The sequence below is a fragment of the Haloarcula sp. HT12 genome (assembly GCF_055271655.1).
On the sequence record NZ_JBUXKW010000002.1, the window covers coordinates 722,923 to 740,998 of the forward strand.

18 protein-coding genes are annotated in these 18,076 nt (G+C 66.5%); 7 read left to right on the forward strand and 11 right to left on the reverse strand.

Annotated features, from left to right (window positions below):
* The first annotated feature begins 215 nt into the window (after nucleotides 1-215).
* The gene (locus ACY9XZ_RS08935) at nucleotides 216-1,010 is read left to right on the forward strand and encodes a sulfurtransferase (protein WP_463456683.1); all 795 of its coding nucleotides are present in this window, start codon (nucleotides 216-218) and stop codon (nucleotides 1,008-1,010) included.
* 34 nt (nucleotides 1,011-1,044) lie between these two features.
* Here ACY9XZ_RS08935 and ACY9XZ_RS08940 read toward each other — a convergent pair whose 3' ends face one another.
* From ACY9XZ_RS08940 to ACY9XZ_RS08950, 3 genes are all read right to left on the reverse strand, one after another.
* Nucleotides 1,045-2,049: an AI-2E family transporter gene (locus ACY9XZ_RS08940; RefSeq protein WP_463456684.1), complete on the reverse strand. Its 1,005-nt coding sequence runs from the start codon at nucleotides 2,047-2,049 to the stop codon at nucleotides 1,045-1,047.
* A 62-nt stretch (nucleotides 2,050-2,111) separates the two neighbouring features.
* Nucleotides 2,112-3,194, reverse strand: coding sequence for a geranylgeranyl reductase family protein (locus ACY9XZ_RS08945; RefSeq protein ID WP_463456685.1), 1,083 nt, complete (start codon nucleotides 3,192-3,194; stop codon nucleotides 2,112-2,114).
* Nucleotides 3,195-3,271: 77 nt separating this feature from the next.
* On the reverse strand, nucleotides 3,272-3,697 hold the full coding sequence (locus ACY9XZ_RS08950) for a DUF5518 domain-containing protein (RefSeq protein ID WP_463456686.1): 426 nt from the start codon (nucleotides 3,695-3,697) through the stop codon (nucleotides 3,272-3,274).
* A gap of 123 nt (nucleotides 3,698-3,820) precedes the next feature.
* Here ACY9XZ_RS08950 and ACY9XZ_RS08955 point away from each other — a divergent pair, with 123 nt between their 5' ends.
* Complete coding sequence (locus ACY9XZ_RS08955; protein ID WP_463456687.1) at nucleotides 3,821-4,207, forward strand: hypothetical protein; 387 nt, start codon at nucleotides 3,821-3,823, stop codon at nucleotides 4,205-4,207.
* Nucleotides 4,208-4,249: 42 nt separating this feature from the next.
* Here ACY9XZ_RS08955 and ACY9XZ_RS08960 read toward each other — a convergent pair whose 3' ends face one another.
* From ACY9XZ_RS08960 to ACY9XZ_RS08970, 3 genes are all read right to left on the reverse strand, one after another.
* A complete protein-coding gene (locus tag ACY9XZ_RS08960) occupies nucleotides 4,250-5,224 on the reverse strand; it encodes a hypothetical protein (RefSeq protein ID WP_463456688.1) in 975 nt (324 codons plus the stop codon).
* A 40-nt stretch (nucleotides 5,225-5,264) separates the two neighbouring features.
* Nucleotides 5,265-7,394: a pentapeptide repeat-containing protein gene (locus tag ACY9XZ_RS08965; RefSeq protein WP_463456689.1), complete on the reverse strand. Its 2,130-nt coding sequence runs from the start codon at nucleotides 7,392-7,394 to the stop codon at nucleotides 5,265-5,267.
* A 67-nt stretch (nucleotides 7,395-7,461) separates the two neighbouring features.
* Entirely contained in the window at nucleotides 7,462-8,229 is a 768-nt protein-coding gene (locus tag ACY9XZ_RS08970) for a hypothetical protein (RefSeq protein WP_463456690.1), read from the reverse strand.
* 122 nt (nucleotides 8,230-8,351) lie between these two features.
* On the opposite strand from ACY9XZ_RS08970, the gene ACY9XZ_RS08975 reads away from it, so the two are divergent.
* Nucleotides 8,352-8,648, forward strand: a complete 297-nt coding sequence (locus ACY9XZ_RS08975; RefSeq protein WP_463456691.1) for a UPF0175 family protein — start codon at nucleotides 8,352-8,354, stop codon at nucleotides 8,646-8,648.
* Nucleotides 8,645-9,172: a DUF3368 domain-containing protein gene (locus ACY9XZ_RS08980; protein ID WP_463456692.1), complete on the forward strand. Its 528-nt coding sequence runs from the start codon at nucleotides 8,645-8,647 to the stop codon at nucleotides 9,170-9,172. Before ACY9XZ_RS08975 ends, ACY9XZ_RS08980 begins: the two co-directional genes overlap by 4 nt.
* On the opposite strand, the gene uvrA is transcribed toward ACY9XZ_RS08980, so the two are convergent.
* A complete protein-coding gene (uvrA, locus tag ACY9XZ_RS08985) occupies nucleotides 9,169-12,141 on the reverse strand; it encodes an excinuclease ABC subunit UvrA (protein WP_463456693.1) in 2,973 nt (990 codons plus the stop codon). The genes ACY9XZ_RS08980 and uvrA overlap by 4 nt on opposite strands.
* Before the next feature lie 115 nt (nucleotides 12,142-12,256).
* Between uvrA and ACY9XZ_RS08990 the strand changes: the two genes are divergently transcribed.
* Together ACY9XZ_RS08990 and ACY9XZ_RS08995 are read left to right on the forward strand one after the other, a co-directional pair.
* Complete coding sequence (locus ACY9XZ_RS08990; RefSeq protein ID WP_463456694.1) at nucleotides 12,257-12,838, forward strand: LURP-one-related/scramblase family protein; 582 nt, start codon at nucleotides 12,257-12,259, stop codon at nucleotides 12,836-12,838.
* A gap of 372 nt (nucleotides 12,839-13,210) precedes the next feature.
* Entirely contained in the window at nucleotides 13,211-14,614 is a 1,404-nt protein-coding gene (locus tag ACY9XZ_RS08995; RefSeq protein ID WP_463456695.1) for an LVIVD repeat-containing protein, read from the forward strand.
* 29 nt (nucleotides 14,615-14,643) lie between these two features.
* Here the strand turns inward: ACY9XZ_RS08995 and ACY9XZ_RS09000 are convergent, their stop codons facing one another.
* From ACY9XZ_RS09000 to ACY9XZ_RS09010, 3 genes are read right to left on the reverse strand one after another with little or no spacing between them, the layout of a single operon-like run.
* Entirely contained in the window at nucleotides 14,644-16,047 is a 1,404-nt protein-coding gene (locus tag ACY9XZ_RS09000) for a ribonuclease FAU-1 family protein (RefSeq protein WP_463456696.1), read from the reverse strand.
* On the reverse strand, nucleotides 16,044-16,418 hold the full coding sequence (locus ACY9XZ_RS09005) for a DUF7532 family protein (RefSeq protein WP_463456697.1): 375 nt from the start codon (nucleotides 16,416-16,418) through the stop codon (nucleotides 16,044-16,046). The genes ACY9XZ_RS09000 and ACY9XZ_RS09005 overlap by 4 nt, the downstream gene beginning before the upstream one ends.
* A 44-nt stretch (nucleotides 16,419-16,462) precedes the next feature.
* Nucleotides 16,463-16,624 carry a preprotein translocase subunit Sec61beta gene (locus tag ACY9XZ_RS09010; protein WP_463456698.1) on the reverse strand — a complete coding sequence of 54 codons (162 nt, stop codon included), beginning with the start codon at nucleotides 16,622-16,624 and terminating at the stop codon, nucleotides 16,463-16,465.
* 115 nt (nucleotides 16,625-16,739) lie between these two features.
* On the opposite strand from ACY9XZ_RS09010, the gene ACY9XZ_RS09015 reads away from it, so the two are divergent.
* Nucleotides 16,740-17,006 carry a thioredoxin domain-containing protein gene (locus ACY9XZ_RS09015; protein ID WP_121511428.1) on the forward strand — a complete coding sequence of 89 codons (267 nt, stop codon included), beginning with the start codon at nucleotides 16,740-16,742 and terminating at the stop codon, nucleotides 17,004-17,006.
* Nucleotides 17,007-17,051: 45 nt separating this feature from the next.
* Here the strand turns inward: ACY9XZ_RS09015 and ACY9XZ_RS09020 are convergent, their stop codons facing one another.
* Complete coding sequence (locus ACY9XZ_RS09020; protein ID WP_463456699.1) at nucleotides 17,052-17,804, reverse strand: response regulator; 753 nt, start codon at nucleotides 17,802-17,804, stop codon at nucleotides 17,052-17,054.
* Nucleotides 17,805-18,076 lie beyond the last annotated feature (272 nt).

Consider the following 18,076-nt stretch of genomic DNA (forward strand, 5'->3'; position numbering starts at 1 on the left):
CATGTTCGGCCACTCGTCCACCGTGGCGGCATATGTTGCCTCTACTGGAACGTATCGATAGACACTGCTTCAGCAGCCGGGCGGACACGGGCCATGGTGTGCCATGTCTGGATGTGAGCCGGGGCGCTCGCTCACGAGAATCGGCAGTATTTGCAACCACCTTCGACCGGGCGCGATGGGAGTTTTCAAGCGGGCGGAGCGGTAACGCCAGCACGATGACTGATTTCGTTTCTGCGGAGTGGGTGTCGAGCCGGGGTGACGACCTCGGTCTGGTCGACGTGCGGGACGCGTGGGAGTACGACGGCCTCGGACACCTCCCGGGCGCGGTGAACGTCCCCTTCGATTCGTTCCGGGCGGACGAACACGGCGCTGAGTCCGATGCTGGCGAGGGGATGCTCCCCGACGAGGACGAGTGGGCGGGGTTGCTCTCGGCGGCCGGCATCACGCCGGAGAGCGAGATCGTCGCCTACGACGACCACCACGGCGTCTTCGCCGCGCGGTTCCTGGTCACCGCGGAACTGTTCGGCCACGACCCCGACCGGCTCCACCTGCTGGACGGCGACTTCTCCAGTTGGCAGCTCGAACGGGAGACGACGGGCGAAGTGCCGGCCGTCGAGCCGACCGACTACGAGGTTCGCCGTCCCGCTTCGACGCCGCTGGTCGGCCCGGACGCGGTCGCCGACGCGGCGGACGATCCCGACGCGGTGCTGGTGGACACCCGTGAGGACGAGGAGTACGACGCAGGTCACATCCCCGGAGCAGTTCTGCTGGACTGGCGGGACCTCGTCGACGACGAGACTCGGGGCCTGTTGCCCCGGGACGAGGCGCTGTCCGTTCTCGAAGACGCGGGGATCGTCCCCGAGAAACGCATCGTTCTCTACTGTAACACCGCCCGGCGAATCAGCCACACGTACGTCGTTCTCCGGCATCTCGGCTTCGAGCGGGTGGACTTCTACGAGGGGAGTCTCACCGAATGGGAGGCACAGGGGCGGCCGCTGGAGACGAACTGAACCGTGCAACTCCGCCGACAGACGGACCGCTGTCTCAGCTCAGTTTCTGTTGGTCCCCCAGCCGCTCGCTTGTCAGCAACGACGACAGCTCGACCAGCAACGCGATAACGACCGGGCCGGCGATGAAGCCGATGACGCCCAGGGTCAACACCCCGCCGGTGAACCCGACGAAGTAGAGACTGGCCGGGAGCCCAGTGGTGTAGCGGGCGAGCTTCGGTCTGATGACCGCGTCGGGGAGGAAACCGACGAAGACGAGGCCGAACACGGTGACCAGTATCGCCCCGGTGATGTCGCCGTTGATGACGTCCGCGACAGCGATGGTGAGGACGACGACGCTTGGACCGATGACTGGGACGAACTGCAGGACGCCGGCGAGCACCGCCAGCGCGAACGCTCCCTGGTAGCCCAGTAGCCAGAACACGACCCACGCCACGAGGAAGGTCCCGAACGCCGTCGCCGCCTGGAGCACGTAAATCGCGTACAGCGTTCCCCGGAGCCGCTGGTGCAGGCGGTTGACGACCTCGTGATACGACGCCGGCACCGTCCGATAGACGGCTTTCTTCGGAGCCTGTGGCTGCCAGAGCATCGCGTAGACGAGAATCGTAAACAGCACCGCTTTCAACGCGAGCACTGGCGATTCAGCGGCCAGACCCACCGCAACGGCGGTGACCGTCTCCCGTGCGGCCGCCAGTGTGGGGTCGATTTCGATCAGGTAGCTGAACTCACCTAGTTCGACGGTCACCGTGGACGGAAGCTGCTGGAAGAACGTAAACAGATCGCGGCGACGCAGGTACAGCACGGCCCCGAGCGGGATGACGATGAGCGTCCCGCTGATAAAGGCGATACCCGTCGTCAACGCCGCTGACAGCCGCTTGTTGAGCCCGTGGTGTCCGAGCCACTCCGAGACGGGAAACAGCACGTACGCGACCGTGATCGCGAAGAAAATCGTCGACAGGACCCGCGCCAGCAGCACTGTCGTCAGGCAGCCGGTGAGAACGAGCAGGCCAGCGAGGACGTAGGTCCGTCGACGTGTCATCACGCTCGTCCTTTCCGTCGGCCGGTAAAAACGTTACCTGCACACGCCAGGCAGCTAACACGTCCCTACGACCGGGAGAACAGCGCCGCCAACTGCTCGCGGGAGAACAGCGTCGTCGGCCGGTCCATGTGGACGCCGATCTCGCCCTCGAAGGCTTTCATCCCGGCTTTCTGTATCGGCTCCGGCGCGGAGTAGCCCGCTCGAACCGCGTGGCCCAGGCGGATCTCCTGCCGGAGGTCGTCGCGCCACGCTCGCTCGTACTCGCCCAGCGTCGCCGGGTCCTCGGGGTCGATCTCTCGGGCTGCGTGGTCGGCCGCGGTCATGCCGTAGCGGATGCCGCCGCCGGTGAAGGGCTTGGTCTGGGCCGCGGCGTCGCCGACGAGGAACGACCGTCGGCCGGTGACCCGCTTCGGCGGACCGATCGGGATGAGCCCCGAACAGCGACGGTCGGTTTCGACCCCGTAGCCGTCGACGAATTCTTCGAAGCGACCGCGGGCGTCGTCCCCCGGCGGTACGGCCAGCCCGTACTCGACGCCGGCCTCGCCCCGCGGGATGCGCCAGGCGAAAAACCGCGGGACGGTGAGGTGCACGTCGACGAAGTCGCCGTGGTCTACCTCGTCGCTGAACCCGAGGACGCCGTGGAGCAGTTCGTCGGGCTCCGGGAGGTCCAGCTCCCGCCGGACGCGGCTTTTGGGGCCGTCACAGCCCGCGACCATCTTCGCTCGGTGCGTCTCGACGCCGTCGTCGCCCCGGACCTCCACGGTGACGCCGTCCCTGTCCTCGGTGACGCCGACGACCGAGTGCCCCTCGCGAACGTCTGCACCGGCGTCGCGGGCCAGCCCCGCGAGGTGTTTGTCCAGCCCGACGCGGTCGATGACGTTCGAGATGACCTCGTCCTTGTAGAAGGGGTGGTCCTGGCTGCCGGGACCGCCCGTGTGGAACCGCGCGCCCGAAATCTCGTTCTGGAACAGCTCCTCGCGGGCGTCCTCGGTGAACACCCAGATATCTGTGCTCACGTGGCCCGAGCAGGCCAGCGGCTTCCCGATCTCCCCCTGCTCGAACACCACCACGTCAAGCCCCCGACTCGCCGCCCGGCGCGCATACCGGGACCCAGCCGGACCCGCGCCGACCACCACAACGTCGTGCATACACGTTCTCTCGGTGTCACGAACCAAATAGCTTCTCGATTCAGGCGGGCCGCTGTGATATTCCGACGACTGCCGAGTCAGCTACCCGCAGCAGGAACTCGCGGGTGGCCCTGTCGCTCGGCCAGCCAGCCGCCGAAACGGCCGGCCAGGCCACCGACCACCATCGGGAGCACTAACAGTAGTACACCCACCACCAGCGCCATACCGACGCCGACGACCTTGAACCACAGCGGGTTCGGCACCGTCGGAATAGCCACCAGCAGCTCTTTGAGCGACCAGAGCGCCGGGATGCCGCCGATGAGTCCGGCTCTGACCCCGGCGGCGGTCCCCGTTCCACCGTGACGCTTGATCAGATACCCCGCGATGGCGCCGCCGAGGAACAACCCGTGAAACGTGATGTTTGATGACGACCGCAACACTTCCGCAATCGTGAACAGTGCGGGGACGAGGCCGCCGATGAGGGCGTACTTCCACGTCTTCGATAACTCGAACTGGAGGGACATAGTCGGGCTGTGGGTCGCCGGACTGAAAAAAATGGATCCTTGATGACACAACCAGCCACCAGCGGTCGCCGTACCGATGATCCAATCAGGATTCATTTGTCGGTGTCGCCCCTCTAGACGGCTATGGCAGAGTACCAGCCAGGAGTGTGTAACATCGGTGCGAACCAGCGCCGTGCCCGCAGACTGTCGGCTCTCGCCTCGTTCGCAGTCGCTATCGGTATCGCGCTCGCTGTGGCGGTCGGCGCGGTCCCCGGTCTGTCGCTGTGGGCGACCGTCCCGTTCGTCTTCGGTGGCTGGGTCGGGACGCTGCAGGACTACTTCCGGTTCTGCGTCGCCTTCGGTGCGCTCGCCCGCTACGACCTCTCCGGGTCCGGTGGGGGAAGCGGGCGCGTCGACGCGACCGAGGCTGTCCGCGCCGACCGGCGACAGGCGGCGAAGATTCTCTTGCTCGCGGCCGTTGGGACGGCCCTGACGAGCGGCCTTGGAGCCGTTTTGCTCCGACTGGCGTAGCTGCGGACGGACTCCGACGCCGGCCACCCGCTCGGCCGCATCTCACACGACAGCTAGCCCGCTCGGGACCTGCTCGTAGTCGGCCGACCAGTCCCCGTCGACGGGTACGTTCCGGGTCCACGTCTCCCCGCGCTTCGACTGGAACAGGCTGTGGTTCGTCAGCGCGAGGAAGCCGCCATCTGGGCCGGCGGCGAGAACTGGCCGGGCCAGCCCTGCCGGTCCCGGCAGGCCGTCCATCGACTGTCTCCACCGGTCGCCGTCCCACCGGTATACATAGCTCTCGCCGCTGGTGCTGTGTGCCGACCGCGGCCCGCTGGCCGCCGAGACGAGTACACGATTCGGGTCGTCGGGATGGACGGCCAGCCCCCAGACGTACCGATGCTTCAGTCCCTCCTGCGGGTGCGTCCACGTCTCACCGCGGTCGGTCGACAGCGCGTAGCCGTCGCCGGCAGCAGAGTACACCCGGTCCGGGGCGTCGGGGTGGGTTGCCAGCGTGTGGTTGTCCCGCCGTGCGCCGGCGGGGTGGTCGACCCACGTCTCGCCGCCGTCGGGACTGCGGACGAACGCGCCGGCCTCGATGGCGACGTACACCTGCTCGGGGTCGTCCGGCGCGAGGGCGATCCAGCGGACGTGGTGAGTATGGGGCCGCGGCGGGAACGACCACCGCGACGCCGAGTTCAGATCGGTCAGTCCCGGCCGTTCCGTCCACGTCTTCCCGCCGTCGTTCGACCGGTAGACAGAACTCGGCTCGGTCCCGGCCCAGACCACGTCGGCGTTCTGGGGGCTGACCGTGACGCTCGTCACGCGGTTCCCGGCATCGAGGACTTCCTCCCACGTCGCGCCGCCGTCGGTCGTCCGCTGGAGGCCAGCGTCCACGGTTCCCACGAAGGCACGCTCCGGTTCGGCCGCTCCCGCGGCGACGCACTCGATGTCGTGGCCGAGCAAGCGGTCCTCCCAGCCGCTGTCGCTGTCCCCGACGAGGATGCGGTCACCGAGCGCAGCGTAGACGGTGTGCATGGCTGGTGGTACGTCGTCCGGGCGAAGAAAGATACCGGTGTCAGCGACTGACCGAGCGCGTCAGTGCGAAGACGTACAGCGCGACGAAGAAGCCGCCGAGGAACGCCTCGGACTGGGCGAGAAGGCTCACGGTCGGATCGCTCACCTTGCCGACGCCGCCGAGGAAGAAGGCGATGAACGACCCGAGGCTGAGCTGGGCGTACTGGCCCACGCTCCCGAACAGGTCCGGCGCGATAGCGAAGTACAGGCCCGCGTAGGCGGCGATGAGTACCGCCGACGCCGCGAGCGTGTACGACGCCCGCTCGCCGTAGCCGGTCGTCACGAACAGGAAGGCGTTCATGCTCCAGCGGGCGAGCGCCCGGCCGCGCTCCCATAGGGACGCGTCGCTGTCGCGGACCCGCCTGGACTGACAGCGCCGCCGGTACGCCAACTGCGACATGAAGAACTCCGAGGCCGCGGTGTTGTCGGCGATGTCGTTCGCGCCGTTTTTCGCCCGGAGGTACGTCACCTCGCCGGCGGCGGCCTCGATTCGCCCCTTCGTGGCTGTCGACAGGCGCTCGAAGGTCGCGTCGGCGTCCGGTTCGAGCGCTCGGTCATTGGCCTGTTCGGCCACAATATCGGTTGCTGTCGGCGTTTCGTCGACCAACGGGTCCGCGCTGTCGGCTACGGTTTCGACCGCGTCGTCGAGTGCGGCCGGGTACGCCAGTGCCGTCCGCAGTCCGCTCCGCAGCGCGCTGTCGAGTTCGTGCAGGCGGTAGTTCGCCCCCTCCAGGTCGAGGTCGTCGTCGTCACGGAAGTCGAACCCGGCGAACCGCGTCCGGTAGAACGCGACCCTGTCGAGGACGCTGTCTGCGTTGCCCTCGAACCGGACCGTTCCCAGCGTCGCCCGTACCAGGTCGTACACGGCGGCTCCCGCGTTCGGCTGGCCGAACACGCCGTCCTCGACCGTCGTCTCGGCGAGCGAGACGACTGCGGCTTCGGCCGGCCCGACGGCTGCCGGTCGCAGGTCGACCGTGCCGACGGTACAGTCGCGGATTCGGACAGTGCCAAGACAGGTCACGTCCGCCGCGCGTAGCCGCTCGATTGCGCTGTCCTCGAAGCGCGGGCTCGCTAACGTCGCCCCGTCCAGCTGGAGGTCCGCGACATCTGCGTCGACGAACGACGAGCCGATCATCGTCGTGTCCGTGGCGTCGAGTCGCTCGATGTCCGCCCCCGAGAAGTCGGTGTCGACGAACACCGAGTCGTGGACCACCAGCTTCATCGAGACGGCCGCGTCGGCGAACGTCGCGTCGGTGAACCGCACGTCCGGGAGGTAGAGCCGCTCGGCCTCGACCCGCTCGAAGACGGCCTCGTCGTAGCTGGTTTCGTTGAAGTAGCCGCCGCTGAACGTCGCTCCGTAGAACCGCGCCGTCCCGAACGCCGCCCACCGGAAGTCCGCCTCGTCGAAAGTCGCGTGGTAGAAGTCCCCTGTTCCGAACGTCGCGTCGTCGAAGTCGGCCATCTCCAGCGTGGCGTGCTGGAACGACCCGTCGTCGACGGTCGCCCGGTCGAAGGCGGCGTCGGTGACCGACGCCCGGTCGAAGTTCGCGGTTCCGACGGTCGCGTCACGCGCATCAATCTCCGAGAGCACCGCGCTCTCGAACTCGGCAGCGTCCACCTGGGCCTCTCGGAGGTCGACTCGATCCGCTGTCACCCCAGTGAACACCGCCTCGGCAATCGTCGCGTCCCTCGCATCAATATCGTGGTACGCGCCATCGAACCGCGCGGTCCCCGTGACTGTCGCGCCCCGGAGGTCGAGGCGCTGGCCGAACTCGCTGTCAGTGCAGTCTAACCGAGCGATTGTCGCGCTCCGAAGGTCGACTGGATGGTTGTCGGCGCTGTCGACGACCGCGTTCGACAGGTCGAGGGTGTCGAACGTGGCTCCGAGGAACTGCTTCGACCGCTTGCGGTCCTCTCGGCTCTCGGCAGTGTCACCGGCTACCGCGTCCAGAAACGCTTCGGACACGTTCACGCCGTCGGGGACGTCCTCGGGCTGGCAGTGGAACGGACAGCGGTCTCTGTCTTCGAGTGCCTCGTGTGGACAGTGCCACTCCTGTTCGGGCTCGCCGTCCCACTCTCTGGGGTCGTACGTGAACGTACAGCGGCTCTCGGCGCGCCCCGACCAGCCCATCGTTACCAGAACCGGTCGACAGGTAGGGTGATAAGCGCTTCTACACCCGCTGCCGTCGTGATACGTCCTACGGCGTCCACCAGCGCAGCCCGACCATCACGAACACGATGGCCAGTTGCATCAGCCCCTGCAGGCCCCCGAGTTTGGCGTTTCGCATCCCGATGTCGGAGACGAGGTCCACGTCCGGGTTCTCGGAGACGACTTGCCGGTAGATTCGGACCTCGCCCGGGAGGATGACGCCGAAGCCCTGGACCGAAAGCAACGTCACGATGGCGAGCGTGGCGACGATCCACCACGTGGTCATCGCGAAGGCCGGCAGCGTCGTGGCGAGGTACGCGCCGGAGCCGAGGACGGCCACGCCGAGGACGCCCAGCGTCTTCGGGTCGGTCAGCGCGTCGAACTGATAGCCGATGAGGAGAATAACGGGGATGAGCGTCACGGCGGTCAGGATCGCCAGCCATGGGTCGGCGTTCGGGAACTTCCCGAGGCGAAGCGCCAGCAGGATGCCGCCGGCGATGGTCACCGTCGCTAGCGTCGGCATCAGGAACGTCATCTTGGGCGTGAACGACGCGAAGAAGTCGGCCCGTGCCTCTGGTTTTTGGCCGCCAAGCACCGGCCCCAGCACGAGCCCCATAAACAGGTCGATGCCGGTCCACAGCACCCCGGCCATCACGTGGACGTAGGTCAGCGCCCGGATGTTGCCACTGGCGAGTGCCCCCGCAAAGGCGATGAGCGGGACGGCGACCGCGCCCACCGCAAAGGCCGGGTTCGCCTGCTTCGCCAGCCCACCGATACCCCGTTTCCGCTCGATGCGGTCCGCTGTCGACTGCGCCATGTCTGCTATATCAGGTTTCGCTAGCATCAAAAGCGTTGGTGGCTGCTTCGGATATCGCCGCAAAACTGTGAACCGATTCGCTCGACCGCACGTTTAATGCATTGCAATGCGTTGTATTACACATGGAAAACGTCACCACTCGCATGAGCGACGAGGAACTCGATCTGGTGGCGCGACTCGCCGATGTCACTGGGGCGAGCCGCAGTGATGCAATCCGACAGGCCATCCAACGGGGGGCCAGAGAGGAGCTGATTCGGACTGCACTCCAACGGTATCGAGAGGGAGAGGTCGGGATGCGTGGGGCTGCCGACATCGCCGGCCTCACCATCGCGGAGATGATGGCCGAGGCGAACGAGCGCGGCGTCATGACGAACTACGACGAGGCCGACCTGGCCGACGACGTCGACGCGCTTCGATGACCGGCGACGACCGAACGGTCCTGGTAGACGCGAGCGTCTTCATCACGCTGGCCGATACCGGGAGTGCCGACCTGCTCACCGGACTCGACGGCTCGGTTGTTGTTCCCGACCTCGTTCGCCGAGAGATTACCAGCGACCCGGCAGCGAAAACGCTGTCCGACGCCATCGCTGACGGCTGGGTCACTTGCCCACAGAGTGTCCCCGATACTGCCGTCGAAGATGCGGCCAGCCACCTCGGCCGATCTGACGACGAATTTCGGGGGGATGCTGTGTTGTTGGCTCACGCGCTGGTTGCGGATGACCCCGTCGTTATCACCGACGACAAACCCCTCAGACAGACCTGTAAGGCGCTGTCGATACCGGTATCTGGATCGATTGGCGTTCTCGTACGGGCCGTCGAGCGGGGCGATATTGACCCTGCTGACGCGACGGACACACTCTACGCAATGGACGAAGTCGGCGCGCGATTCAGTGCGAGTCTCGTGAGAAAAGCGGAACGGCTAATCGACGATGCGGCCGATTAGTCGTCGTCAGCGGCCGGCTGTGCCACGTCGCGGTCCGCTCGCGGCCCCTCCAGCTCGACGTTCGGCAGCAGGTCACGGAGGTACTGCCCGGTGTAGGAGGCCTCAGTCCGGGCCACGTTCTCCGGCGTCCCCTCGGCGACGAGTTCGCCGCCGTTCTCGCCGCCCTCCGGCCCGAGGTCGATGATGTGGTCGGCGTTTTTCACCAGGTCGAGTTCGTGCTCGATGACGACCACGGTGTTGCCGTCGTCGGTGAGCCGGTGGAGCACGTCGATGAGCTTGCGCTCGTCCTCGGGGTGGAGCCCGGTCGTCGGCTCGTCCAGCAGGTACAGCGTCTCGCCGGAGTCTTTCTTACCCAGTTCCTCGGCGAGCTTGACGCGCTGGGCCTCGCCGCCCGACAGGGTGGTCGAGGGCTGGCCGAGGCGCATGTAGTCAAGGCCCACGTCCTTCAGGAGTTCCAGCCGGCGGCGGATGCCGCCGTGGCTCTCGAAGAAGTCGTATGCTTCCTCGACGGTCATGTCGAGCACGTCGGCGATGGTCGCGCCCTTGTAGGTCACGTCCAGCGTCTCGTCGTTGTAGCGTGCGCCGCCACACTCCTCGCAGGGCACGGTTACGTCCGAGAGGAAGTTCATGTCGATGGTGACCGTTCCCTGGCCGCCACAGCCCTCACAGCGCCCGCCCTTGACGTTGAACGAGAACCGGCCGACCTCGTAGCCGCGCTGTTTCGAGAGGCTCGTCTCGGCGAACAGCTCGCGGATGTGGTCGAAGACGTTGGTGTAGGTCGCCGGGTTCGAGCGGGGGGTGCGACCGATGGGCGACTGGTCGATGAGCCGCACCGTCTCGATGTCGTCGAGGCCGTCGATGGCGTCGTGCTTGCCGGGGTTGACGTCGGTGTCGTTCATCCGCCGGACCAGCCCCTTGTACAGCACGTCGTGCATCAGCGTCGACTTCCCGGAGCCGGAGACGCCCGTGATGGCGGTGAAGGTCCCCAGCGGGATGGACACGTCCAAATCGGCGAGGTTGTGCTGGCGAGCGCCCCGAACCGTGAGTTCGCCGTCGGCCTCGCGGCGGCTGTCGGGCACCGGAATCGTCCGCTCGCCCGAGAGGTACTCCCCGGTCACCGACGCCTCGGTATCGATGACCTCGTCCATCGGGCCGTTGACGACGACCTCGCCGCCGCGCTTGCCCGGCCCGGGCCCCATGTCGATTATCTGATCGGCCCGGCGCATCGTCTCGGTGTCGTGTTCGACGACGAGCAGGGTGTTCCCGAGGTCACGGAGCTCTTCGAGCGTGTTGAGGAGGCGGTCGTTGTCCCGCTGGTGGAGGCCGATGGAGGGCTCGTCGAGGACGTAGAGAACACCGACCAGACCGCTACCGATTTGGGTCGCCAGGCGAATCCGCTGGCTCTCCCCGCCCGACAGTGTCGAGGCCTCGCGGTCCAGCGTCAGGTAGTCCAGACCGACCTCTGTCATGAAGCCCAGGCGGGCCCGGATCTCCTTGAGGATCTCCTCGGCGATCTTCCGGTCGCGGGCCGAGAGGTTCTCCTCCATCCCCTCGAAGTGGGCCAGCGCGTCGCTGATGGACATCTCGTTGACCTCGGTGATCGAGGTGCCGTCGACGAGCACCGCCCGCGACTCCGCCTTGAGTCGCGTCCCCTCACAGGCCGGACACGTCGTCGTGGCCATGAACTCCTCGATATGCTCGCGGGCGCGGTCCGAATCCGTCTCGACGTGTCGCCGTTCCAGGTTGGGGATGACGCCCTCGAAGCGCTCGCTCTTCTCGCGGGTCCCGTTCTTGGTCCGCCACTGGAAGTCGACGATGCGGTCGGTGCCGTAGAGGAACTGCCGCTGGATGGACTCGTCCAGTTCCTCGAACGGCGTCGAGAGGTCCACGCCGAAGTGCTCGGCGACGTTGTCCAGTTGCCGCGAGTAGTACGTCCGGTCGTAGCTCCAAGGCTCGAAGACGTGCTTGAGCGGCTTCGTCGGGTCGGTAATGACCAGGTCCTCGCTGACCTCCTTCGTCTCGCCCAGTCCCTCACACTCCGGGCAGGCCCCGTGGGGTGAATTGAACGAGAACGACCGCGTTTCGATCTCGGAGATGTCGATGCCACAGTGGGTACAGGCGAGGTCCTCGGAGAGCTCGACGACGAGGCGGTCCGTGGCGGCACCGTCGTCCTCGTCTCCGTCGGCGAGGTCTCCGGTTGCCCGGGCGTCCGACCCACCGAGTGTCTCGGCTGCACCCTCGGGCGGGTCCGGCAGGATGACCTTCAGCGTTCCGTCGGCCTCGTCGAGCGCGGTCTCGACGGAATCTGTGATGCGCGAGCGGGCGTCCGGCGAGATCTTCACGCGGTCCACGACCACGTCGACGGTGTGGTCGTAGTTCTCGTCCAGGTCGGGGCGGTCCAGCGTGAGGTCGAACTCCTCGCCGTCGACCTCGACGCGGCTGTACCCCTCGCCCACGAGGTCGTCGAAGAGGTCCTCGAAGGCCCCCTTCTGGTCGCGGACGACCGGCGCACACAGCTTGGCGCGGGTCCCCTCGGGGAGTTCCAGCAGCCGGGAGACCATGTTCTGAGCGGACTGCTCGCCGACCTCGCGGCCACACTCCGGGCAGTGTGGCGTGCCGACGCGGGCGTACAGCAGGCGGAGGTAGTCGTGCAGTTCGGTGACGGTCCCGACCGTCGAGCGGGGGTTGTTGGCGGCGTTCTTCTGGTCGATAGAGATCGCCGGGGAGAGCCCCTCGACGTTCTCGACCTGTGGCTTGTCCATCTGCCCCAGGAAGTTCCGTGCGTAGGCGGAGAGCGATTCGATGTAGCGCCGCTGGCCCTCGGCGTACACCGTCTCGAATGCGAGCGAGGATTTGCCCGACCCCGACAGCCCGGTGACGACTGTCAGTTCCTCGCGTGGAATCTCCACGTCGACGTCCTTGAGGTTGTGTTCCTCGGCCCCTCGGACCTCGATTATATCCTTGCTCATCCTTGGGTTTTACTTGGCCGGCAGGGGGGAAACCCTGTCGGTTGTGTTCGACGCCGTGCCTGACTGGTACTGGTCTGTCGAAAGCTTGATTACGGCGTATTCTATGGTAAATAATATGAGTACGCCCTCCACGTACGATATCAAGGGGATCGACCTCTCTGATGACAGCTACACCGTCGAACAGAGTCTGGTCCGCAACAAGTACAAGGCGATGGACGCCGCCGGGAACGTCGTCCTCCGCGGGAAACAGAAGATGCTGAAGATGAAAGAGCAGTTCCCGTTCGTCGACGCGAACGGCGACGAGGTGTTCGAGGTCAAGGCCGGCGGCATCATCGACGTGGCCGGCAACTACGTCCTCAGCGACTCTGAGACCGGCGAGGATATCGTCATCCTCGACAACGACTACTCCATCTTCCAGGACACGTGGAAGATTCGGGACGCCAGCACTGAAGCGAAAATCGCCGAGATCAACTCCCAGGGCGCGCTCGTGACCATCGCCCGCAACGTCGTCCCCTTTGGCGGGTGGATTCCCCACAAGTACGAGATCACCGACCAGGACGGCAACCACGTCGGCAACATCGACGGCCAGTTCTCCCTGAAAGACCGCTACGAGATCACCATCGACGACGCCACCACGGTCCCCAAGGAGCCGATCATCGCCGCGGCGATGGTCATCGACGCCATCCAGGGGAACTGACCGACTTCATAATTGGGATACTGTTTGACAAGCATGAACGCAATGCAGAGAGCCAGAAAGCCCCGGCTGGCTGAACTCGGGGGACTCGCTGCGGTCCTCACTACGTTGCGGTCCTTGCGTCGTCCGCCATCGTTCAGCCAGCCGCCCCTTTCAGTCCCGCCCGTAGCTGGTTGGACAAGCGACATTAGGTGGGACTGAAAGGGGCCGCGTTCTCAGCGAACCCCGGCGACGCAAGCACCTACTGGAGCACAGCGAGCCGCGGGAGCTGAGAACGCGGGGGCTTTCTGGCTGTTCTGGGATTCTGCACACCAACTAAACACCACCCATTGGGGCACCGGAATCCTTCTTGCCCTGGCTCCCCCAGGGACCGCTATGCGCCGCCGGACGGTCCTCCGACGATTCGTCCTCGCAGGCACAGGTGTCGGGCTGGCGACGGGGGCAGCCCACGGCCACCCGACCCCGACGGGTGACGGAACGGCCGAGCCCGCGGCCTCCGACACGCCGACCGGCGGGGACCCGCTTGGCGTGCTGGAGATGGAGACGGTGTACGAGGTCGTCACCAGCCCCGACGGACACACGGCCTACGTCGCAACGGGGGACGGTATCGCGCTCGTCGATCTCGTCACGCCGACCAGTCCGCGGCTGCTCAGCCGGCGGACGGACCTGCTTGCTGAGAGCGACAGCGGACCGATACAGCGCGTGCAAGACCTCGCCGTCAGCGACGGCCGACTGCTGGCCGCCGGGCCGGCCCACCCCGCCGACGGGGCCCACGGCCTCGTCGTCTTCGACGTGCGCGACCGCCAGGACCCGGAGCGAATTGCAGGCGTCGAACTGGACACGCGCATCCACAACTGCCACTTCGACGGCCGTTACGCCTACCTGACCGCGAACGACCGCGACGGCAACCCCCTGCTCGTCGTTGATGTCGACGCCGAGCAGGAGGTCGGCGAGTGGTCGCTGCTCGACGCCGGCGACGCCTGGACCGACGTGCCGACGAGCCTTTGGCCGCTGCACGACGTGTGGGTCCAGGACGACCGGGCGTATCTGGCCTACTGGGACGGCGGGACGTGGATCGTCGACGTGTCGGACCCGAGTGACATCTCGTTGGTGGCGAAGGTGCGCGGACGCGCTCCAGAGGAACTGGCCGCCGTCGAGGACCCCGGCACCGAACGGAGCGAACCGCCAGGCAACGACCACTTCGTGACGGTCGACGAGGACGCGTCGCTGCTGGGCGTCGGCGGCGAATCGTGGGACCTCGCTGACGACGACAGCGGCGGTCCGAGCGGCATCGAACTGTACGACATCAGCGACCCGACCGACGCCGAACTGCTGTCCACGCTCGACCCGCCGCCGACCTCGGACCCGTCGCCGGGCGGGATCCTCACGACGGCGCACAACTTCGAACTGACCGACAACCGCTGTTACTCGGCGTGGTACAACGGCGGCGTCCGGGTCCACGACCTGACGGACCCGGCCGCACCCGATCTCGCCTTCGAGTGGCGCGACACCGAAGCGACCTCGTTCTGGACCGCACAGCGGGCCGCCGGCTGTTTCGTCGCCGGGAGCACGAACGCGAGCCAGGGGACGGATGTCCAGCCCGGGCTGTACACGTTCCCGGACCCGCAGATACGGACGCCGACGGCCACGGACGACGAAGCCAGCGCTAACGGAACTGACGGGACGTCACTCGGCGTCGGCGGTCCCGGCTTCGGCATCGGCTCGGCGGTCGTAGCGGTCGGGCTGGCAGCCTGGCGCGCCCGCCACCGACAGGACTGACGCCGCACAGCGTGACTGCCCTCACTCGGTCACTCCAATGCGCTCTGGACGGCGGCGGCGACGCTCCGGGCGCGCTCGGCCAGTTGTTCGGGGACGTGACCGCGTTCGACGGCCGCGTCGAGTTCGTCGTCGTCGACCCGCTCGACGGTCCCGTCCGCGTGTTTCACCACGTCGACGTGGAGGTCGACGTACCGGGCGGTATCGGGGAATATCTCGACGGGCGTGCAGACGTTGACGTACGTTCCCTTCTTTTCGCCGTCGCTGTCGCGGTACACCGTCGGATACCACCAGCGCCCCTCCTTGACCTTCGTCTCCGCGATGTCGCCGGCCTCCTTCGGGACGCCGAGGGCGTCGTAAGAACCGCCGGCGGACATCTCTCGCTCGATGGTCACCGTCCCGTCGTCGTCGACCGACTGGACCTCGCCGTCGCCCAGCGTGATGAGCCGCCCATCTGGCTTGCCGTGGCCAAGCGAGAGCGACCCGCCGACATGCGGGCCGAACTGCCGGGCCGTCACGGCAAAGGGGAAATCCGTCTCGCCGTCGGCCGCGACGTCGTCACACAGCGCCTCGACGTAGTCGACGGCGGCGCTGGCCGCGCGGTCCCCAGCCTTCACGCGGTGGTGACCCGGCATCGTCGCCGTCACCTCGCGGCGGACCTCGTCGAGCGCGAAGCGGCTTTCGCGGCCGAACCACAGCCATGCCGTCGAAATCCCCTCGTCGTAGCGGGTGGGGGCGCAGTCCGCGGGGGCGTCGGCTCCCGCAAGCGCGTCGTCGATGACCGCTGCCCGGTCGTTGGCGGCGTCGAGGGCCTCGGCTAGCGCGTCGAAGCTCGCGTCCTCGCTCGCCGACTCCCACGAGACGCCCCAGCCCTCTCGCGGGTCCGCGGCGATGAGGTCCAGCATCGCCGGGCCGCCGGTTCCGGGCGAGCTGGCGCTCCTACCACGGATCAGTGTCAGCAGCGACCCGCGGACCGCGACGGTGGTATCCAGCACGGGCCGGCCGTCGGTCCACGGCGCGCTCGCTTCGACGACCTGGACTCGAACTGTGTCGCCCGTCTCGACGCGCTCGTCCGATGACGAATACGGGAGAAACCCCTCGCTGTCGCCGAGGTCGACGACGGCTCCGCTGCCCAGCGCCTCGGTCACCGTACCAGCGTAGACAGCACCTTCTGGCGTCGGGTCGTCCCAGCGGAGCGTGTCCCGACTGATTTCGGTCAGGCGGTCGGTGATCGGTTCGGCAACCTCGTGATCGCCGACGACGCCGACGCCCTGCTGGTCGTCCGTCGTCGCCACGGTGACCGCCGCCCGCTCGTCGGCGAACTCGCCGTCGAAGCGGTCCTCGATTGGACCCGACGCCTGGACGACCTCGTGGCCCGCCCCGCGTAGTAACTGGGTCAGCGCCGTCGCGTAGATGCCCCTGACCCGGACGGTCATAGCGCGTCCTCGTCGGCGGCAAAGCGGACCCGACCGTGAACCGTCGGCCCCAGCGACAACTCGACTTTCTCGTCGGTCAGGACCCGCCCGCCCTCGACGGGGACGCCCCAGGTATCAAACCGGAGATAGCCCCGGATGTCGTCAGCGTGGGTGAACAGGTCGCAGTACTCGACGGTGTGTTCCTGAATCTCGCTGGAACTGTGGGCGATGTCCATATCCGAGTACACCGTCTCGTGGCCGTCGAAGAAGGCTTCTAACTCTGCGGCCGCGTCGTCGGTGGCCGCGACGACCGCCTCGGAGGCTACTTCGATGGTGTCCTGGTCGACGCCGGCGTCGCGCAGCGCCTGCTGTTCGCGTTGCGTGAAGTGCATACCCGCGAGTCAGTGGCGGGGAGAGGAAAACAGTGCGGAATCGCCTACACGATCATCGCGTTCAGCACGAGCATCAACAGCCCGAACAGGACGCCGGTGGCGACGATTGTTCGCGGGTCGATACGGATCGTGTTCTGGTCTTCAGCGTCGAAATACCGGACCAGTCCCGCACTGGACATCAGTCCGCCGCTGTCGCTGCCACTCATACTTCAGGGTGGCGTACCACCGACAGTAAGCCTTTCGGGTCGCCCGCGGTTGCATGCGCCGAGTACACATGGATAACCCTTATCAGATACCGCGGGCTAACACGAACAGAGTACTATGACGGTTACACTGAAGGACTTCTACGCGGACTGGTGCGGCCCTTGCAAAACGCAGGACCCGATCCTCGAAGACCTCGAAGAGGAGTGGACCGACGTCGAGTTCGAGAAGATCAACGTCGACGAGGAACAGGATGTCGCCAACGAGTACCAGGTACGCTCCCTGCCGACGCTCATCATCGAGAACGACGACGGCATCGTCGAGCGCTTCGTCGGCGTCACACAGGCCGACGATATCGACGACGCGCTGCAGCAGGCCTCGGCGTAACGCGGTTTTCGCGGTTCGTCACACCGGCCAGTAGCGGCCGCTGGCTCACTTTTGCCCGGCCAGTCCGGAGTCGTCTATTTCGTCGACAGCGATCAGCATCCGTCCGCCGTCGAGCGCCGTCACCATCTTCGACTCGGTGAAGGTGGTTTCGTCGGCCCGCAGCCCCTCACTCTGGCCGGTCCACTTCCCGCCGCGTTCGACGACGGGGATGACGTGCGTTCTGATGTGCTGGACCTCGTCGCTCGGGTGGAGTTCCGACCAGTGCTTGCCCACGAGTTCCTCCGACTCGTAGCCGTAATACGAGGCGTAAGTCTCGTCGACCCGCTCGAAGCGTTCGTCCGTACCGATGACGCCGACACCACTGAGTTTGACCTCGTTGCCCGTCTCGAAACTGCCGTCCGAATCGACGGCGTGTTCGACCCGGCGGATGAGCGACGTGTACTGGTCCGTCCCGACGGATTTCTTGAGATAGTCGGTCACGCCCGCCTGAATGATTTCGGCGGCGACGTCGCCGGTCTCCTCCCCGGAGAACAGTAACACCGGCAGCTCCTGGTGAGTCTCACGGATCGCTTCGAGGAAGTCGATGCCGCTCATCTCCGGCATGTTGTAGTCGCTGACGACACAGTCGAAGTCCGTTTCCGACGACCGGATCATCGTGAGCGCGGTTTCGGGGTTCGTCTCCGTCGTGACGGTACAATCGAGGCCGCTGTCTTCCCGTTCGAGATATAATTCGACGAGGGCTCCCAACGCCGCGTCGTCGTCGACATGGAGTATTGAGAGTAAATCTTCCGTCTCCATCCTGCGTTGTTACGGCTGGAGTACGCAAGTATTTTGCCACCGTTTGGAGCTATCTGATAACTACCTGGAATTCCACCCCCCACGCCGGGCCGCGCCAGCGTCTCGTCGCTGGCGTCGGGGAAGGGCAGGGCTGCCGCCGACGCAAGATCAGTACGAATGTTACTGTCGGCGGTTGGGCAGTCGCGGTATGACTGTCGGCGGTTGAGCGGTCGCGGCAGGCATACCGCTCGCCGTCGGCGAGCGGTTTCACTCCGAGCGCGCTCGCAGAGCGC

What these genes read in the sequence shown, in the direction of transcription:
- ACY9XZ_RS08945 (WP_463456685.1), bottom strand. Translation starts at nt 3,194, where the DNA reads ATGCACGACGTTGTGGTGGTCGGCGCGGGTCCGGCTGGGTCCCGGTAT.
- ACY9XZ_RS08955 (WP_463456687.1), top strand. Translation starts at nt 3,821, where the DNA reads ATGGCAGAGTACCAGCCAGGAGTGTGTAACATCGGTGCGAACCAGCGC.
- ACY9XZ_RS09010 (WP_463456698.1), bottom strand. Translation starts at nt 16,624, where the DNA reads ATGAGTGGCAGCGACAGCGGCGGACTGATGTCCAGTGCGGGACTGGTC.
- ACY9XZ_RS08975 (WP_463456691.1), top strand. Translation starts at nt 8,352, where the DNA reads ATGGAAAACGTCACCACTCGCATGAGCGACGAGGAACTCGATCTGGTG.
- ACY9XZ_RS09005 (WP_463456697.1), bottom strand. Translation starts at nt 16,418, where the DNA reads ATGCACTTCACGCAACGCGAACAGCAGGCGCTGCGCGACGCCGGCGTC.
- ACY9XZ_RS08950 (WP_463456686.1), bottom strand. Translation starts at nt 3,697, where the DNA reads ATGTCCCTCCAGTTCGAGTTATCGAAGACGTGGAAGTACGCCCTCATC.
- ACY9XZ_RS08965 (WP_463456689.1), bottom strand. Translation starts at nt 7,394, where the DNA reads ATGGGCTGGTCGGGGCGCGCCGAGAGCCGCTGTACGTTCACGTACGAC.
- ACY9XZ_RS08960 (WP_463456688.1), bottom strand. Translation starts at nt 5,224, where the DNA reads ATGCACACCGTCTACGCTGCGCTCGGTGACCGCATCCTCGTCGGGGAC.
- ACY9XZ_RS09020 (WP_463456699.1), bottom strand. Translation starts at nt 17,804, where the DNA reads ATGGAGACGGAAGATTTACTCTCAATACTCCATGTCGACGACGACGCG.
- ACY9XZ_RS09015 (WP_121511428.1), top strand. Translation starts at nt 16,740, where the DNA reads ATGACGGTTACACTGAAGGACTTCTACGCGGACTGGTGCGGCCCTTGC.
- ACY9XZ_RS08995 (WP_463456695.1), top strand. Translation starts at nt 13,211, where the DNA reads ATGCGCCGCCGGACGGTCCTCCGACGATTCGTCCTCGCAGGCACAGGT.
- ACY9XZ_RS08980 (WP_463456692.1), top strand. Translation starts at nt 8,645, where the DNA reads ATGACCGGCGACGACCGAACGGTCCTGGTAGACGCGAGCGTCTTCATC.
- ACY9XZ_RS08935 (WP_463456683.1), top strand. Translation starts at nt 216, where the DNA reads ATGACTGATTTCGTTTCTGCGGAGTGGGTGTCGAGCCGGGGTGACGAC.
- ACY9XZ_RS09000 (WP_463456696.1), bottom strand. Translation starts at nt 16,047, where the DNA reads ATGACCGTCCGGGTCAGGGGCATCTACGCGACGGCGCTGACCCAGTTA.
- ACY9XZ_RS08970 (WP_463456690.1), bottom strand. Translation starts at nt 8,229, where the DNA reads ATGGCGCAGTCGACAGCGGACCGCATCGAGCGGAAACGGGGTATCGGT.
- ACY9XZ_RS08990 (WP_463456694.1), top strand. Translation starts at nt 12,257, where the DNA reads ATGAGTACGCCCTCCACGTACGATATCAAGGGGATCGACCTCTCTGAT.
- uvrA (WP_463456693.1), bottom strand. Translation starts at nt 12,141, where the DNA reads ATGAGCAAGGATATAATCGAGGTCCGAGGGGCCGAGGAACACAACCTC.